Raw genomic sequence first — 17,354 nt, forward strand, 5'->3', positions numbered from 1 at the left:
TCTATTCAGAAGAAAAATTGGATTCGAAACTTAATTCTGCCTTCATTTCTTGGGTTTCACTTAAAAAAGGGCACACTAGCCCCTTGGTAGCACTAAAAAATTTTTTTAAGGTCTATGTCAGTTTTTTGTAGGATAAAGCTGTAAGCCTTGTATTTTTTCAAGAACCTGCCAATAAAACACATCAAATACATTCGTGCTAGAAAGTTGAATAAACGTTCGCCTTGCATGAGAGACCACACGAGCTGCGATATGAAATAGACGGAAACGAATCGTACAGATGCTAAGCTTCTTTTGAGTTTCAGGAAAGACCAGTTGTTTCATACACTGCATTAAATTGTAAGCAACACTGCTTAAAAGCATCCGAAATGCATTCGCTGTAAACGATGTACTGTCCGTTTTATCGAAGAAAAAACCGTTTTTGATTTCTTTGATTAAATTTTCCATGGCACCACGGTTTTGATACATGGGGAAAATTTGTTTTGGAGATAACTCTATTAGATTGGTTACGAGAAATGCATGAGAAAACAGAAATTCTCCAGCGTTTCGAGTCGATTTGATCACCACGCGATAGGGATGTACCCAAGTATTCGGGCAATAGTTCTCTAACGTAAACCACTGGACTTCTTCTTTGGTGAAATCAGTCTCATCACTGTATAAGACAAGTTGTTCAGCGATTTTTTGCAGTTTTCGATTGGCTTTTAGTCGAATGATGAATTTGGCATGGTGTGTTTCACAAACTTGATAGACTTCAGGTTTGGCAAATCCACTGTCTCCTCGAACAATCAGTTCTAACTCCTTTTCCTGATAACGCTGAAGGATAGGCGCTAGAAAATCTTCGGCACCTTTTGAAGTATAGTCGCACCCTGCACGCAATTCAGCACCTAATAATGCGCCAGAAATGAGGTCAAAAGCTAATAGAGGATGATAGCCAGTGGTTTTATAATGGCCATTGTAAGTTGATTCTTCTTGTTTTCCATAAGTATCACAGTGCGTAGAATCGATGTCCAAAATCATTTGTCTTTGATTCGTTTGCTCGATTAAAAACGCACCGAGAGTTTGTGCTAAATGGTGTACGCCAGGCAGTTCTTCTTGACTGACCCCATTGATAAAACGAGATAACGTTGGCTGAGAGGCACAAAGCTTATCCAGTGCAAGTTGAAAAACAGGATCCTCTTTTAATGTGTTAGCCGCTTCATCTTTCTGATATCCGGCAATCAGTTGAAGGACCAATTGCGTAAATTGGTTCTTTAGCTGATGGGTACAATATTTCCTATTGTCTTGAAAAGCGACTGTTTCTTGTAAAAAATGGTCAAATTGGATTTTTTTCATAAATTCTTTCACAAGTAAAATGCCGCCATCTGAGGAAAGCCGACCACCATCGTTAGAAATTTCCAGTTTGGGATTGAATAAAAGGGATTGTTGTTGTAATGTAGACATGAAGAGCACACTCCTTGTTTTTGTTGGTTTTTGTCAACTTTACAATAACATAAAGTGTGCTCTTTTTGTGCACCTATTGGGTGAAATGAAAGAAATCTCAAACCCTTTGAGGTTCTTAGAGTCTTGAAACTTTCTAATGATTTTATGAATAATTCAGGTTTCCTCCTAAAAATAAAATCACAAAATTCGCTAAGTACATTTTTGTAATGATTAACGTTATTAATCATCTGTATAAAGTGAGCAATTCTCTTTTTCTGACGCAATCTGCCATTTAATATAATGAAGTTAAAGATTCCAAAAATAGTTCCAGCACTTGACAAGTAAACCTTTTTCATTTGAGAAGAGGATAGAATTTGAACAAGCTTTAACCTCCGTAATAACAATTAACTATACTGTCAAAAATTTCAATGAGCTACTAGGAATAAACACAAAAGAGAGTCACATAAAATAACCTGTTGAGCATACAACAAGCACCATACAACATAAAAATATTTTTATAAAAATGAACTTACTGGCATGGAAGCTAAGAAGTAGAAAAAATTAATTCAGCTTATCTTCCTCTTGATTTCTTGATTTCAAAATAAGAAATTTGGATTTTCTCAATCAAAGATTTTAATTCTTGCTGATTTCCTCCTAAATAATTATATCTAAATAGGGAGACCAAGAAGCTACTAAAGGATATTAAGGGAAAATTATATAAATCAACTGCCTTCGAGGCTGGAACATAACTTGTGGAGTTATGTCCCAGCCCCTCTTTATCCGAATAAACGGTGGGTACAGAAGCAACTCCATCTGCACTGCGCAAAAAGACTCCGATCTCATCAATCTCTAAAGGTGAGACACCTTAAGAATTGAAGGACGTTGTTCCGCTCTCAACAACTTCTACGCATGAGACATGCTAGAGTTGAAGGTTCTTATTGCTGTAAAACACAACGAAGTATGAGTTGATGTTGCACAGTACCTAATCGGTGCTGTAAAACACAACGAGGTATGAGTTGATGTTGCACAGTACCTTCCCGGTTCTCGGAATGAAACACTTCTGTTCCAACCTCCAATTTTTCCATAGATATTTACAAAACAAATAGACCACACAACATCCCCCTCATCTTGACGGTTCTGCTGTGCAGTCTCTATTCACTTTGTTTTAGAAATTATTCGATTAGCTGGGGCTGATTTTACAGATATGCCTATTCCAACTATGCCTTTGTTCTTTCCTTTAACCAAGTCTTTCTTGTTTCTCCAATGATTAGTGGGATAGTTTCATATTTTACATCACTATACTCTAACCCAAACCAGCTTTCTGGACTAGTTGCATGGCGTTTGATTGCCAATTTGGCTTGCATCATTTGACGATCAAATCGGGCAAGCGTCGTTACATTTGACAATTCTTCTTTTATCAAAACAAATTGAAAATCACCTACTTCACGCCCTGGTGTAATCGTATAACTTTGTGGTTGTTTAGGTAGGCGACCACTCTTCATCAAATCATGAATAATTTGGCGAATATAGACATTCACATCTTGTTGGATGCGAAATCCTAAAAATAGTTTCACTTGAATAATAAAGTCTGTGTCCATCATATTGACTTCATATTCTTGTGTGAATGGTTCATCAGTGACTTCAACATTCACGAACCAATAAGCCATTGCTCGTTTTGGGCGTTTATCCAGAATGGAATACATAAACTGGCGGCCAATTCGGTCATTATCCAAATTAGGAACCATAAATACGACATTCGTTTGGTACATTGGTATGCGTGAATCCTTTCGCAACATTTCAATTTGCGGGATATATTCTGAAAAACAAACCTCATCCGCTGCGTTTTCTTGGATTATATTTCCTCTTTCCCAAATGGTCATAACCGCCAAAATAAGTAAAGCGATCCCTACCGCAACAAACCCACCATGGAAGAATTTGACCACACTTGAGATGAAGAAAATGACTTCAACAACGCCAAAAAATAATGTAATGATATGGGCAAAGATATGGGAAGTTCCTTTTTGTATTAAATAAAAATACAATAATGTCGTGGTCATTAACATTGTCACTGTAATTGATAGACCATAAGCTGCTTCCATATGTGTGGATGTTCTAAAGGTAATAACGATTAAAGAACAAGCGAGCCATAAGATTAAGTTTACAGCTGGGATGTACATTTGACCGATACTATTTCCTGGATAAATAATTTTTAATCTTGGTAATAATTTTAATTTGATTGCTTCAGAAACTAAGGTAAAGGAGCCTGAAATCAAGGCTTGTGACGCAATCACCGCGGCAATCGTAGCAAACCCAACACCGATAACCATCATTTCTCTTGGCATCATTTGAAAGAATGGGTTCAGGTTCTCAATTTCACCGACTGTTGGATCCTTATAGATATCTAACAACCAAGCCGCTTGACCAAAATAGTTTAAAACCAAACAAACTTTGATATACGGCCAACTCATACGAATATTCTGTTTTCCGACGTGTCCCAAGTCAGAATACAAGGCCTCTGCCCCAGTGGTTGCTAAAAAGATGTTCCCTAATATAAACAGCCCTAATTTGTTATCCGGACTAAGCAATAATTGTATTGCATAATAAGGATTTAACGCACGAATCACTGATAAATCATGACTAAAATTAATGATACCCATCACACCTAAAAAGGTGAACCATAAAAACATGATCGGTCCGAATGCTTTTCCAACCATCTCTGTTCCAAATCGTTGAACAGCAAATAATCCGAGAATAATCACTAAGGTTATCACCACAATAATCTGTTGGTCACTTCCAAACTGATTATAAAATGCTGGAATTCCTCTCAAACCTTCAATCGCTGTGGTCACGGTCACAGCAGGTGTTAACACGCCATCTGCCAACAACGCTGCTCCACCAACCATCGCTGGAATGATTAAATACTTGCTTCCTTTACGCACCAATGTGTAGAGAGAAAAAATTCCTCCTTCCCCATGGTTATCTGCATTTAATGCAATCATGACATATTTGATCGTTGTGAGTAACGTCAATGTCCAAAAGATTAATGAGACTGCTCCAATCACAAAGTCGGGGTTCAAACTCTTTAGTCCCCCGTTATCCCCAACAATTGCTTTCATAACATACAGCGGACTCGTTCCGATATCCCCGTAGACAACCCCCATTGCCACCATAATTCCTGCAGCTGACAGTTTTGTTGCTGTATGTTTCTTTTGTTCAGACACTTTCCTTATCCTCCTCAACACCCTACACATTTTTCCTTTTACCTAATTGTAAGATGCGTATTATCGACTATGAAGCCATAGTCACAATTTGTGTAAAATCGGTCACTTATCCAATAGAAACCTATTTTAAAGCTCTACCTATATATAAAAAAAGACCACAAGCGACGGCCCTTAAGCCAAACACTTAGGTCTTGCAATGGAAATTTTAGACCAGTGAATTTTTCACTTGCTGTTGACCTAAAATCATAGTTAACTATGTGCTACTCCCCTAAATATGTACATCATTATGTCCTTTAATTCTGCTGCTGTCAAACAATTTCCATTAAATTAAAAATTTCTATCAAAAAATACTTGTTTATTGATTTTTATTTTCGAAAGAACCCCCTATACTCGGCATTTCGGCGTATTTAGAGACATTTAGCCCTTTGTACTTTTTCCTTTGTAAAAACGATTGTCATTTTATCTTTTGATAAATTTGACTAATCGACCACAAAAAAAATAAGTCGGACACTCCGAAATTTATCACTCAAATTTCAGAGATACCAACTTATTTATTCGTCTACCTATTTATATAGGAACAGTCACTTTCAAATTAGCTAACTTTACTATTCTTCTGAGAAGCTTTTGTCAATGATTAATCCAGACTTGATATCATAGTTTACTGCAATATAAGCTAGATCATAGTCATACTCGTCATCGTCGTTTTGAGAGGTATCCCAACTCGCTTCGATGGTATCCCCATCATTATAAGTGGAGACCGGAGCACCCACGACTTTGACTAAATCTTCATATTTTGTCCCATTTGCATAAATTTCCTTGTCTGTTTTCAAATCATATTCTAAATCTGCTACTTGGATACTGTCAAAGATTTCTTGTGTCCATTTTCCGATATCTGAAATCTCAATATCACTATAGGCATAGTCATCATAATCTTCAAAATCATCATAAGGAGCCATGTAGCTGGAATGATAGCCACCGACATAACCACTACGAAATTCTTCGAAAAAGTAAGCCGAAAAACCAATTATTACAGGAATCACAAGAAGCATGAATAATCCAAGGACAAGACTAATCACAAATTTAGCAATCCCCGCTATATTCCAACTTTTTTGAACTCGGTTAAACTCTTCAACTGAATGATAGTCACCACTCTGCCACGCCCACTCGTTTCCTTTTGCGCCACAAATGAAGACCCAGACAAGGTTGAAGACAGGAATTAGACAAAGTAATGGTAAGTAGGTCTTATTGCCAATTCCCCAAAAGATATTAAACGCAAAAGCTCCCCAGTTCCACCTCTTAATTTCATAAGGAATCTCCCCGTTAGAATAGTTTTGCTGATAATTTCCGTAGCCACCACCTTCAGTTTCATAAGGTGGACGATTCATTTCTTCGACGGTCGGTTGAACACTTGGTTCCTCCCAGTTCATATTGTTCGCATCAGAACGGTAGTTAATTCCCGCTGTTTGTTGAACAAATTCCTCATTATCTAAATGATGATTCAACAGCTCGTCTACCGCCCCCGTGGTCACCTCTTTAGAAGAGCCTGCCGCTTTATCCTCAGTCTTCACTGCCTGCCCCTCAGATTGACTGGTCGGTTCGGCTACCTTCTCTTCAATAGATATTGACTCTTGAATTGTTTCTTCTGGTACCTCTGTTTGTTCCACCTCAGAAATCACTTTGTTTGTCAAATTTATAGAAGTATCTGCAACAGTTGGCTCTATTTGATTACGCCAACGGTCAATTTTTTCTGCAGTATTGATTTCTATTTCTTTACGCAATCCTTCATTTACATATGTAGTATCTTGTTTATTTTTAATTGGTGTTTCGGATATATCGTTCTCTGTATTTTTTTTATCTGTCTCAAGGTTATGATCCGACATGTTGTCCTCCTTTTTTACACGCTACTAGTTTAATCATAGCAAACAAGTTCGCATTTGTAAAAATGAAATTTAGCCACAGACAAATAACTTATGATATGTGGCTAAATAAAAAAATTCTCTTTCGAAAAACGGATAAATCATTCCTTTAGGGCTTTTAATTCCAATAACGTCACTGCATTGGTATCTAATGTCAGATAAACCGTGAATTGTTCATGAATCGTTGTATCAAAGACCTTCATTTTTGGTCGTGTCATCGTTCGTGTGTATTCTTGTATCTCATAATCAATGATTTTTGTCTCTTGAAATTCATTATACGTATAAAACAAGGCCCCACTATTTCGATTAAGCTCCAATTGTTTTATTTGATATTGTCCAGATATTTGCTGAATCGTCACATCCAAACGTAACCCTTGGCTTTTTAAGAATGCTTCTTCAGATGATAAATGAGGATCAAAATAATTCGCATTCCAAACAAGTAACTGATAATCCTTGCCAGACTGTGTTAATAAATAAGAATCCCCCTGTGCCACAATCATCCCTTTCATTCGTTGGACAAAAGACAAGCAAAAATAAGATGGACGCCGACTACTATAAAAATGAAACAGCTCCAATCCCTCACTTTTTGTCGGCGAAAGGTGTCTATTTTTTTCAAGCTGCTCAATATTCAACCAGAAACCAACCCCTTCAACCGATTCTTCTAATTGAAGTAAGTCTTGTAAAACTAACGCCCCCCGAAAGAATAGCCCATTCATATTAATCGTTGTTCCAGTAAGTGTATTCCACTCCGCCAAATAAATAGGAACCGACAGATGGTGTTCTTTGACTAACGAATGAATAAACAATGTTTTTTGTTGAACATATTGATGATACTCTTTCAAATCAAGTGTTTTTCTCCCTTCTTCTTGAAAAATGAAGTTGGGCTCGACTGTATACGTCAGAAAATCAAGTTGGTTTTGAAGCCCTCGAGTGAGTTCAAAAAAACCCTGTCTAGCTTCTTGCTCGGTGTATGGATCCAATAATAGAAATTCAAGGCCGACCTTTATAAAAGGTGACAGCTCTTTAAAGACTGATCGTACTTCACTATATAAAGAATTCGATAGCTTACTCGACCGCTTCGTCAGTTGAATATTAATCGACCAGCGTTTCATTTCTTCTTCCCCAAAACGATTTTGAAGATCATTAAAAAAGGTCTGATATAAACGAACCGACTGTTCAAGCTCTTTAGTAGAGCCAACTATTTGAAGGGTAAAAAGTACTTGTAGATTCTCTCGTCTGATAAAATCCACTGCTGTCTCTAACTCAGAAAATGGTGGATAAGCGTTCATGTGCGCTTTTTGAGAAACAGAGTACAGAGGAGAAATAGCTGCAAATAAATTATAAAAACTGACGTGTGTAATCATCTCTTGGCTCTTAAGCTGTCGAATCTCCTCTTGAATTTTCCTTTCATTTAAAGTTGTCAGACTCCCCACATGAATAAAAATGGCCAACTTTTTTTGGGGTTTTCTTTCAATTGATGGTTCAATCAACAATCGTTTTCTTCTAACAGTCAGGTTTTGTGAGACCGTTTCTTCATGAGTCGCTTGAATAAATCCATATAAAATGACAACTAGTTCATTTTGATCGACTTTTTGAACCCACTCTGACTGGTCCTGTATTTGTTTCTTTTCTTGTTCGCCCTTATACCTTTTCCGATAGTCTGTTGGCGACACCTCCAGAATTCTCTTAAACTGCTCGCGATAAATCTTGCCACTATTAAAGCCGTTTTCTTGAGCTACCTGTTCAATGCTCTTTTGTGAGTAACAGATATCAGACAAGCTGTGGCGTACCTGAAGCTTTTTAACAAATTCAGAAAAATATTCGCCTGTCTCTTTTTTAAAATACTTAGATAACGTTGATTCGGACAGATAAAAATTATCAGAAACCTCCTTCAATGTGATTCCCGACCGATAGTGATTTTCAATATATTCCAAAATTTGTTGTAGTTTTTGGTTTTCTAACCCAATAGCTGCCTGCCTTTGTCCTTTTTGAAAGTACCGAATGATTTGTAACAGGATTTGTGTAACACCCACTGTAGACTGAATTTTCTTTTCATCCGTCTCACTAAACTCATTCAGACAAATTTCTGCCAACCGTTTTCGAAGGATATTCATTTCTTCTTTTTTCCCTTGCTCACTCAATCTTGGGTGGCATTCAAACAAGGTTGTATAAAACTTTGGAAATTGAGACGTAAAATACAAGTTGTCAATTGCTAAAAAAACCAGCAAGCTTTGCGAATGACTCGTGGCCTTTATAATAAAAAAACGATTCATATTCAGCAGATAGATATCCCCAGCAGCTAGATGATAGGCTTCTCCTTCATCTTCGAGGACGATAGCTCCCTTTAAAACCATTAGTAACGTTACCTCTTTTGCAAAAAATTGTTCTTCTTTTCTGACTTCCTTGTAAGAAATTCCGCCCAAACTGTTACTCTCCATGACACTCACTCTCCTTCTTATTCTCATTCTATCACGCTTAAGGAAAATAATGTTCTTTTTACAAACCATTATTTTCCAAATTTAATAAACAAAAAAAGATTGACACTTTTACGAAAATAAACGCATTGTCCAATACCCATTCAGAGGTACAATAAGAGAGAAAGAAGGAGGAAAGGAAAATGACAACTTTACAAGAAAAACTATTTCAAAAAGTAACTGAAAAAGAAGAAAAAATGATTGCCATCCGTCGCTATCTCCACGAGAATCCTGAGTTATCCTTTCATGAAACAAAAACTGCGGCCTATATTGAAGACTTCTATAAAGGCAAGGATTGTTTGGTTAAGACAAAGATTGGTGGCGGAAATGGGCTTACTGTCGATATCATCGGCAAACAAACAAAACCGCACCTAGCTATTCGTGCCGATTTTGATGCTTTACCTATTCAAGAGGACACAGGGCTCCCTTTTGCCTCAAAAACACCAGGTGTTATGCATGCTTGTGGTCATGATGGCCATACAGCTTACATGATGATTTTGGCCGAATCACTCATTGAATTAAAGGATGAACTACCTGGAAGCATTCGAATTCTTCATCAACCCGCTGAAGAAGTTCCACCAGGTGGCGCAAAAACAATGATTGAAGGAGGTTGTCTTGAAGGAATTGATCATGTCCTTGGTATTCATGTAATCAGTACGATGGATACAGGAAATATTTACTATCATGCAGGTCCGATACACACCGGACGAGCAACCTTTAAAGCTGTTTTACATGGCAAAGGTGGTCATGGCTCGACACCTCAAGAAGCCAACGATGCGATTGTAGCGGCCGCCCAATTTGTCAGCTCTGTCCAAACGATTGTCAGCCGAAGAATCAATCCTTTTGATACAGCAACTGTCACGATTGGTTCCTTTGATGGAAGAGGTTCCGCAAATGTCATCAAAGAAACGGTGACTTTAGAAGGTGATGTTCGCCTAATGCGAGAAGAACTTCGTCCAGTGATTGAAAAAGAATTTCGGCAACTGTTACATGGCATCTGCGAAGCATTCGGACTCACCTATGAACTGGATTATCAAAATGATTACCCAGTGTGTGTGAACGACCAAAAGCTGACTGAACTAGTCAAAGAAGCCGTTATAAACGCAAATATCCCAGAAGTTTCTCACGTAGAGGATTGTGGACCACAAACTCCTTCAGAAGACTTCGCCTATTATGCGCTCGAACGCCCAAGCTGTTTCTTTTTTGTTGGTGCTCACAAAGAAGGGACACCTGCCTACCCCCATCATAACCCTAAATTTTATCTGGACGAGGATTGTTTACTCATCGCTGCTAAAGCTATGGCAAGTGTTAGTTTGTTTTATCTAACAAAAGGAGCTGAATAATGAAAACTTCCGTGATAACTCATGTAGAATATAAAGGCACAAATAAGTTGCTAATAGGGATTGTATTTAGCGTGTTGACCTATTGGCTGTTCGCTCAGTCGCTATTAAATATTGCTCCTGTCGTTCAACAAAATTTAGGCATTTCTTCAGGAATTCTAAATATTGGTGTCTCAATTACTGGTTTGTTTTCCGGAATTTTTATTGTCGTAGCTGGTGGCCTTGCGGATAAATTAGGCCGAATGAAACTAACCTATATTGGTTTGTTACTTAGTATCGTCGGTTCAGCCTTTTTGGTTCTCGCAAACGGTCCCGTGTTATTCATTGCAGGTCGAATACTACAAGGGCTCTCAGCAGCCTGCATTATGCCTGCTACAATGGCTTTAGTGAAGGCTTACTATACAGGAAAAAATCGCCAACGTGCCTTGAGTTATTGGTCAATTGGCTCTTGGGGCGGTTCAGGTCTATGCTCATTTTTTGGTGGAGCGATTGCTAGCTATTTTGGCTGGCGATATGTCTTTATCTTTTCGATTATGCTTTCTTTGATTAGCGCGCTTTTACTCTTAGGAACCCCCGAAAGTAAGGTCGTTCAAGAAAAAAAGGGACCCTTTGACTCATTGGGACTTGCCTTGTTTATTCTCTCGATGGTTGCATTAAATATTGTTGTCTCAAAAGGCTCTGAATTCGGTTGGTTAAGCCCTCTTGTTCTTGGCTTACTTCTTGTTGTTGTTTTGGGGATTATCTTATTCTATCGTGTTGAAAAAAAGGGGCAGAACAGCTTTATTGATCTCTCACTATTTGAGAATCGTGGTTATCTAGGGGCAACTATTTCTAATTTCTTATTAAATGCTGTTGCGGGTACATTACTAGTGATTAATTCCTATGTTCAGCAAGGACGCGGCTTAAGCGCGGCAACAACAGGCAGCCTTTCCATTGGTTATCTTGTGTTAGTTTTGTTGACGATACGGATTGGTGAAAAAGTCTTGCAAAAAGTCGGGCCAAGAAAACCCATGATTTTAGGCACCTTATTTTCTGGTATTGGTGTACTGTTTATGTCGTTAACTATGTTCACAGGTCTTGCTTATTTTGTGCTCGTCTTTATCGGTTATAGTTTTTTCGGCATGGGTCTTGGTATGTACGCCACACCTTCAACCGACACAGCGATTTCTAGTGTTCCTAATGAAAAAGCAGGTGTTGCTTCCGGGCTTTACAAAATGGCTAGCTCTTTAGGAGGCGCATTAGGTGTCGCACTATCCGCCGCCGTGTATAATGGTTTTAGTACTGCTGGATCGTATACTTTAGGCGCTAACCTAGGTCTACTGACAAATATAATCTTTTGTTTACTTGCTATCTTGTCGATTGTTTTTATCATTCCAAAAGAAAAAAATAAATAATGAATGGAGAATTTTTATGAATAATCAAGAAGCATTACAGTTATTAAAAGAGGTTGTTAAAATTCAAAGTGTTTTAAAGGATGAAAAACTGGTGGCCGATTTACTTCAAAAAACTTTGGAGGCGCATGAAATTCCTTGTCAACAGATTGAATATAGTCCTGGAAGAAACCAATTAGTTGCGACACTTTCAGGAGGGGAGGGTCCTGTTCTCGGTTTTTCAGGCCATATGGATGTTGTTCCGGTCGGCGAAATCCCATGGGAGGATGATCCCTTCGCAGCAATTGAAAAAGAGGGGCGGCTCTATGGTCGAGGCACCTGTGATATGAAATCTGGCTTAGTCGCAGCCGTCGTTGCTATGATTCGATTGAAAGAGGCCAAGACTCCTATCAATGGCACAATCAAGTTATTAGCAACAGTCGGTGAAGAAACGAGCGCAATCGGCTCAGGACAATTAGTCGATTTGGGTTATGCTGACAACTTAGACGCTCTAGTAATCGGTGAACCAACAGATATGGCAGTCGGTGTCGCTCATAAAGGCGCTTTATGGCCTAGAATCACGACGTATGGAAAAACAGCACATGGTTCTATGCCAAGTTTAGGCGTGAATGCGATAGATCATATGTTGTTCGTTCTTGAAGCGTTCCGAGATACCTTTGATTTTTCCTCATCAATCGACGATCTTGTTGGCGCTTCAACCTCTAGTATTGATGTCATCAAAGGCGGCAACGGAACAAATGTCGTTCCTGATAAATGTAGCGTTGAGATAGATATCCGTACCATCAAAGCGCAAAATCATGAAGAAATGAAAGCACAGATAACAGAGATGTTGGATAAACTCACCAAGACAATCCCTAATTTCCATGCAGAGTTAGAATTTATCAATGATTTACCTTCAATGAAAACAGAAGCCTCCGATCCCTTTACTTTACTCACTCAAAAGGTCGTCTCAGAAGTAACTGGAAAAGAAGCTCCGACATTTGGCATGAGTGGTTACACCGATGGCTCCCAATTTGCACGCGTAAAAAAAGATTTCCCCATCTTAATCTTAGGCCCTGCCGACCCAAGATATGCGCACCAACCGAATGAATTCGTTACGATAGAGGACTTCTACCAAATGATTACTATCAATCAAACAATCGCCAACCAATTCTTTAAAGACTAAGACCTCTCATGACAAAAATAAGCTGCGCCCACTCGGAAATCAATTTTCTGAGTGGGCGCAGCTTTTGGACATCGATGAATTGTAGCAGTAATAACCAAAACGCACCTTCCCTGCCCGATTTGATGTTTGGTCAGTAAAGGTACGTTTCTAACAAATTAAAAAGAATCTCCGTTAATTAAAGTTGTATAGATGTGTTCATCCTCTGTTTCCATCCCTTGAATTAGTTGGACAATTTTTTCTGCCGCTAACATTCCCCAGCGATGTTTGGAGTATGAGATTGTAGATAGCTTGGGCAGTAAAAATTCTCCAATCTCAATATTATCAAAGCCGATAATTCGAACATCTTTTCCTATCACATAATTTGTTTTCTCAAAATACTTGTACATTCCTACCGCCATTTCATCGTTGAATGCAAAGATATCAATCGGTAACTTATGCTTTTTTTCCATAATTTGTTTGGCAGCCTCGTATCCAGAGGGTTCTGTGAAATCTCCTTCGATTGTTTCGTGAGGGATAGAAAATCTATTTAACTCTTTTAGACTAGCCTCTAAACGTTGCTGACTATCATAGGCTTTTGATGAGCCTGTCAGTAGGTAAACAAACTTTGTCCCTTTTGCAACCATTTCACTAATTGCCAAGGTCGCTCCACCTTTATTATCCAATAAAACTTTTCGGATATTTTCATGCCCAATCTTCCTGTCTAGAACCACCACGTGATGTCCTCGATCAGCAAATTGTTGAATTTCTTGCGTGCGAAACGTCCAATCTAGTACAATTGCACCATCAACCATTCTCTCTGGTAAAAAGAGATGCGATTTTTCACCACTACACACAATCATTTCAAAATCAAACACAGCCAAGCCTTTTTTTATCCCATCTAACAACTCGCCATAGAAACTTCCGCCGTAATCGGCTAAATAAACACCAATTATATTTGTATGTTGCCTTTTTAAAGTCCGAGCAGCCATGTTAGGAACATAATCTAACTTCTCCGCAATTGCTTTAATTCGCTCTCTAGTCTCTTCTGTCACTTTTGAGCTGCCATTTAAAGCATAAGAAACTGTCGAAATTGAAACGCCGGCTTCTTTTGCGATATCTTTAATTCCTACCATGTTTGCTCATCTCCTAACAATAAATTTCTAATTGATTGGTCTCATTCAATCCACTAAGTATCTCCTCAGCCGATACAACCAGCCCACCTGTTCGATAGGGGTTATTTTCCCTTGTCGAGTGAAGTGTTTGATTATTTAATACGACTTCTGATTTCCCAGAATTTAAATGAAACGCTAGTTGTACTTCTTTTTCAAATAAACGATAAGACATTTTTAGCCCATCTAATTCTTTTGGTAAAATTGGGTCAAAGGTCACCTGAGTGCTTGTTTGGCGAAGCCCTAAAACACTAGAAATTAATTGACCTAAATAAATTCCAGGACCACTAGAGTAAATTCTCCAACCGCCTTTAACCGGAACACTTCCATCTCTTAGTTTACCAAAATTTGATTGCGCTTCATACCTTGTTTTGAAATCTCCATCAGAACTACTGAAATAAACGTTAGATTGACGAAGAGCCGCATGATGAACTCTCTCACTTAGCTGGATTGGATTAATAATAGTTAAAGCCTTCCACGTTTGGGTTGTCTCCCCGATTTTAGCCATCGCTTCGGCAAAACGAATATGCGCATGGACATATTGAAGACCAATTTCTCTACCAAAGTTTGCTGACTGCTCCGCACGCTTGAAGTTGGTACTGACTCCTCCTTGATAATTAGCAGGCCGATTCATCAATCGAACCCCATCAGGAAACTGAAGGTACTCTTTTATAATGGACAAGTGATTACCAACTTGTTCAGGTGTTAGCATTTCGGCAATCATTCCTCTTGTCATCGGCAGTAATCTGTATTGAATCCCTGTTTTCTTATCCTCAGGGTGGATGATTCTCTCGACTTTCCCTGGTTCTTGCATATAGACAAAGCCTGGAATTGTTTCAGAATTTAGAATGTACTTATCATAATCTACTTTGATGTTTTCAACTAATATACCGAGATGATGACTATATTCTTTATCCACATAACCAATTAACTCACTTAACTCTTTTAGCACTTGGTACGTAAGCGCAATCGTCCAACTACTTGCCATATATTTTTTCAAATTACTATCATAAGGCTGTAGTGTGTCGTCCCAATCGCCATCTCCGTAACACGATAAGTAGGTACCTTCTAAAAAGTTATTTTCGATATAAGAAACTTCTTTTTTGATATGCTCTAATAAAGTGTAACGTTCTGCTGTTTTTCTAAATGTACCTCGCTGAGTATAAGCAATTTGTTCATCTAATATCGTAAAATCATGGGTCTTTTTCAGATAATCAGCGACTATTTTCATTGGCCAAACAATGACATCTCCATGACTCTCATCTGCCTTTTGTTCTTCGTAACGGTCAAACATAAACCACTGTGGCCAGTTCCCTTTATCTTCAAACTGGTTCTCATACACATGTTTGATAATTGAGCCTACTACATCTGGGCGGTTAGCGGCAAGGAAAAATTCAGTTGGTCCTTGAGAAACATCTCGCGTCCCCCATGCTGCACCACCATATTGTTCTAACCCGTGTGGAGATAAATAATGAACAAGCATATTATGCACATACCAACGAGCAATCGTATTCATTTGGTTCACATCGGTGGTCGCATGATCTAATTCAAAACCGTTTAATAACCCATTGATATATGTTAAATAGGCTTGGTTTTCTGACTTGTAGTTTGATTCAACCTTTTTATACATTTGACCCTCGAGGCTTCCTTGAATTGAGAGCACAAACTCCGATTGATCCTCTAACAGAAATGCGGTTAAAGAAGATGGGTGTGAAAACGCTAATAGAACAGACTCATCAGTGAGTAAATAAGGCTTGTCAAAATTAAAATAGTAAGTTAATTCTGGATAAGCCGCTTGAATGGCTGATTCTTTTGTCGAGCGGATTTTAACTGTCTCGCCCTCTTGAGTAAGCTCAAAAGCAGGAGATAATTCATCTGCGTCCATAATTAATTGATTGGTAATTAAAAATGAATACGTTTTGCCCTTCTGACTATGCACCTCTGTTCGAATTTCTCGTACAGCTTCAGTAATCGAGTAGGTTGTGACTTTTAATAGATCATCTTCCAGCTTATAGTACCAAGTAGCAGAATTTAGGCCCATTTCAAAAGCAGAAGGCACGGTTAAAATCCGCCATTGATTTTCTTTCTTCACATAGATTCTTTGACCAGATTGTTTTATCAAATTTAAGGCGTTTCGGCTATTACTCATTAGTTTGTTCATAGAGGTATTCCCTAAAACGACTTGTGAATTAAAAATCCCCGTCATATAGAGTGTTGTACTCATTAATGGTATGTCTACATCTAAATCAGTCCCACTTAATAAAATGTGCCCATGTGTTCGTTCCATTAATAACTCTTTTTCTTTTAAAACAACGTGATGATACTTATCTGTAAAGAACGAAAGTAACTGTCCATCTTGTTGCTCAACCTGTTTCTGATTTGGGAACAATTCATTAATTTCTTTTTCAGTAAAGGTTTGACCAACAAGTGGTTTCCCTATTTGCTTAGAAAGATATGTCTCTTTTTTAACTTTTTGATTCGTTGTACAGTCATCATAAATTGTTTGAATTTGCTGTATAGAAGCAACAGGTTCTGTCACCGCCTCTTCTTGATTGGCTTTTGTCAGGCCATAAAAAGTCACCTGCTTCCCCTGATTGTTTAAGGTCATTTTTTCAGTTTGCAGTGCGGTATAAGCAAATTCATATTGATAAACTTCATTTTTTAATTGCTCTTTATTCAGAATTTCTGGTGTATTCGTCTCTTTATAACTTTTACCAAAAAACTGATAACCATCTGTTGAAAAAGAAATTGTTTTAGTAAGAGCGCCTTGTTCTACTAATGGATATTTCCCACCTTGAGATTGGTTTTGACGAGAGGAAATAACAATATGTTCATCTATTTCGCTAATGTGATGATCCAAATATTGTGACATGTATGCCTCATTTGAACGAACTGCCCCCGTCAATGCATTGCCTAAATCTTGGCCGTAGATAACATCGACTATTTGGCCTTCACCAGATAGCGATATATCCCAGAACCAACTATCTTTTTTAGAGAGATGGAATGTGACAATATAGTAAACACCCAAAAACTGTCCTTCCCATTGCAAGCTGTCTTCTCTTTCGATAAATTTACTCTTAGAATTCGAACCAATCATTGGTGTAAAAACAATCTCATTTGATTGATACACACGCAAATATAATTGGTTCAGACTGCCGTCTATGACATTCCCATTCAATTGGTTAATCATCATGCCATTACTTTGGATATCAAAAATATCTCCTGTTTCTAAGAAAGTAAAGGTTGTATTTCCTTTTGCATATACGATATCTGTTTGTTTCAT

Annotated in this window: 9 protein-coding genes; 3 read left to right on the forward strand and 6 right to left on the reverse strand. The window is 38.1% G+C overall.

From position 1 onward, the window contains the following. Positions 1-117 precede the first annotated feature (117 nt). The 4 genes from IGI37_RS14510 to IGI37_RS14525 all read right to left on the reverse strand — a co-directional run bounded on the left by IGI37_RS14510 (position 118) and on the right by IGI37_RS14525 (position 8,991). On the reverse strand, positions 118-1,437 hold the full coding sequence (locus IGI37_RS14510; protein WP_438759486.1) for an IS1380 family transposase: 1,320 nt from the start codon (positions 1,435-1,437) through the stop codon (positions 118-120). Positions 1,438-2,633: 1,196 nt separating this feature from the next. Then, complete coding sequence (locus IGI37_RS14515) at positions 2,634-4,586, reverse strand: KUP/HAK/KT family potassium transporter (RefSeq protein WP_438763661.1); 1,953 nt, start codon at positions 4,584-4,586, stop codon at positions 2,634-2,636. 656 nt (positions 4,587-5,242) lie between these two features. Then, positions 5,243-6,517 carry a hypothetical protein gene (locus tag IGI37_RS14520; protein ID WP_438762779.1) on the reverse strand — a complete coding sequence of 425 codons (1,275 nt, stop codon included), beginning with the start codon at positions 6,515-6,517 and terminating at the stop codon, positions 5,243-5,245. Positions 6,518-6,654: 137 nt separating this feature from the next. After that, complete coding sequence (locus IGI37_RS14525; protein WP_438762780.1) at positions 6,655-8,991, reverse strand: helix-turn-helix domain-containing protein; 2,337 nt, start codon at positions 8,989-8,991, stop codon at positions 6,655-6,657. Positions 8,992-9,170: 179 nt separating this feature from the next. Between IGI37_RS14525 and IGI37_RS14530 the strand changes: the two genes are divergently transcribed. From IGI37_RS14530 to IGI37_RS14540, 3 genes are read left to right on the forward strand one after another with little or no spacing between them, the layout of a single operon-like run. Continuing rightward, positions 9,171-10,370, forward strand: a complete 1,200-nt coding sequence (locus IGI37_RS14530) for an amidohydrolase (protein WP_438762781.1) — start codon at positions 9,171-9,173, stop codon at positions 10,368-10,370. Beyond that, positions 10,370-11,761, forward strand: coding sequence for an MFS transporter (locus IGI37_RS14535; RefSeq protein ID WP_438762782.1), 1,392 nt, complete (start codon positions 10,370-10,372; stop codon positions 11,759-11,761). The genes IGI37_RS14530 and IGI37_RS14535 overlap by 1 nt, the downstream gene beginning before the upstream one ends. 16 nt (positions 11,762-11,777) lie before the next feature. Next, on the forward strand, positions 11,778-12,923 hold the full coding sequence (locus IGI37_RS14540; RefSeq protein ID WP_438762783.1) for an ArgE/DapE family deacylase: 1,146 nt from the start codon (positions 11,778-11,780) through the stop codon (positions 12,921-12,923). Between the two features lie 155 nt (positions 12,924-13,078). Here IGI37_RS14540 and IGI37_RS14545 read toward each other — a convergent pair whose 3' ends face one another. Together IGI37_RS14545 and IGI37_RS14550 are read right to left on the reverse strand one after the other, a co-directional pair. Next, positions 13,079-14,035 carry a LacI family DNA-binding transcriptional regulator gene (locus IGI37_RS14545; protein WP_438762784.1) on the reverse strand — a complete coding sequence of 319 codons (957 nt, stop codon included), beginning with the start codon at positions 14,033-14,035 and terminating at the stop codon, positions 13,079-13,081. Between the two features lie 13 nt (positions 14,036-14,048). After that, the gene (locus IGI37_RS14550) at positions 14,049-17,354 is read right to left on the reverse strand and encodes a GH36-type glycosyl hydrolase domain-containing protein (RefSeq protein ID WP_438762785.1); all 3,306 of its coding nucleotides are present in this window, start codon (positions 17,352-17,354) and stop codon (positions 14,049-14,051) included.

Origin of the sequence: Enterococcus sp. AZ194 (assembly GCF_051713825.1) — a bacterium.
In the GTDB taxonomy this organism is placed as follows: Bacteria; Bacillota; Bacilli; order Lactobacillales; family Enterococcaceae; genus Enterococcus_K.

Bases quoted from the DNA above. Each gene is read 5' to 3' on its own strand.
- IGI37_RS14520 (WP_438762779.1), bottom strand. From the start codon at position 6,517: ATGTCGGATCATAACCTTGAGACAGATAAAAAAAATACAGAGAACGAT.
- IGI37_RS14535 (WP_438762782.1), top strand. From the start codon at position 10,370: ATGAAAACTTCCGTGATAACTCATGTAGAATATAAAGGCACAAATAAG.
- IGI37_RS14510 (WP_438759486.1), bottom strand. From the start codon at position 1,437: ATGTCTACATTACAACAACAATCCCTTTTATTCAATCCCAAACTGGAA.
- IGI37_RS14515 (WP_438763661.1), bottom strand. From the start codon at position 4,586: ATGGTGGCAATGGGGGTTGTCTACGGGGATATCGGAACGAGTCCGCTG.
- IGI37_RS14550 (WP_438762785.1), bottom strand. From the start codon at position 17,354: ATGAAACAAACAGATATCGTATATGCAAAAGGAAATACAACCTTTACT.
- IGI37_RS14530 (WP_438762781.1), top strand. From the start codon at position 9,171: ATGACAACTTTACAAGAAAAACTATTTCAAAAAGTAACTGAAAAAGAA.
- IGI37_RS14525 (WP_438762780.1), bottom strand. From the start codon at position 8,991: ATGGAGAGTAACAGTTTGGGCGGAATTTCTTACAAGGAAGTCAGAAAA.
- IGI37_RS14540 (WP_438762783.1), top strand. From the start codon at position 11,778: ATGAATAATCAAGAAGCATTACAGTTATTAAAAGAGGTTGTTAAAATT.
- IGI37_RS14545 (WP_438762784.1), bottom strand. From the start codon at position 14,035: ATGGTAGGAATTAAAGATATCGCAAAAGAAGCCGGCGTTTCAATTTCG.